The organism is Amycolatopsis sp. w19, assembly GCF_051373225.1.
GTDB classification, from domain to species: Bacteria; Actinomycetota; Actinomycetes; order Mycobacteriales; family Pseudonocardiaceae; genus Amycolatopsis; species Amycolatopsis japonica.
The window spans coordinates 1-1,009 of record NZ_JBPQFM010000058.1 but is presented as its reverse complement, the minus strand read 5'-3'; the positions used below and the strand labels follow the sequence as shown (position 1 = coordinate 1,009).

1 protein-coding gene is annotated in these 1,009 nt (G+C 34.6%); it reads left to right on the top strand.

What is annotated here, in order from left to right; all coding sequences use genetic code 11:
• Window positions 1–875 (top strand): DUF3231 family protein (locus ACSMFO_RS40105; protein WP_436462529.1); only part of this gene is annotated, 875 nt, incomplete at its 5' end.
• Window positions 876–1,009 lie beyond the last annotated feature (134 nt).

Below are 1,009 nucleotides of genomic sequence, written 5' to 3'. Positions count from 1 at the left end.
TAAAAAAATTATTGGAAAATGCTCTAAACTTAAGTAAAGAATTTCAGAAAATCATAAAAGGTATTTTCATAAAAGAGAACTTTCCTATCCCTCATGGTTTTACAAAAGAAGATGTTAATCTTGACGCTCCAAGATTATTTGAAGATGAATTCTATGTACATTATTTAAAGTATGTATCTAAAGTAGGCCTTAGTCTTTATAGTGTAGGACTTCCCTTAATATATAGAGAAGACGTAAGAGATTTTTCCCTTTATTGTATGGAATCAACTGTAAAATTGGGGGAACATATCAAAGATATTTCAATGAATAAAGGGTTAGCTATTAAATCGCCTATTATTCCAACACCACAAAAAGTAAATATAGCACACAAAAATTATCTAAAAGGTTTTATTGGAGATGTTAGGCCCTTACATGCATTGGAAATTGCTCATTTATACGATAATTTAGAGACTAACCTGGCAAGTAAGGCTTTAGTAATGGCGTTTAGTCAAGTTACAAAAACGAAGAAGGTTAGAGAATTATTTGTAAAAGGAGAAGAACTCACTGATAAAATAATTGAAGGTTTTATACAAAAACTTCATCAGGATAATTTGCCTTCTCCCTCATTAATTGATCATTTAGTAACAACTTCAACAACTTCTCCTTTTTCCGATAAATTAATGGTATTTCATAAAATGGACATGTTTTCGATGAGAGTACGAAACTTTGGAAACTCAATGGCTGTAAACGGAAGACGCGACTTAGCGCTACTATATGCAAAGTCTTTAAAGGATATATCAGATTTTGTTCATGATGCAGCTGATATCATGATAGAAAACGAGTGGATGGAAACTCCACCTGAAGCTGCGGATAGAGAAGATTTAGCTTCAGAGTAGGAACTACGCAATTGTCAATGGTAAGCGGACCGTAGGGAGCATTAAGGAATTGACAATTTCTCCAAACCCAAGACCCTCTTGGCACTCAAACAAACGCGTTTGTTTGACGCCAACCGGCGAGGGAGCCCCCTCAA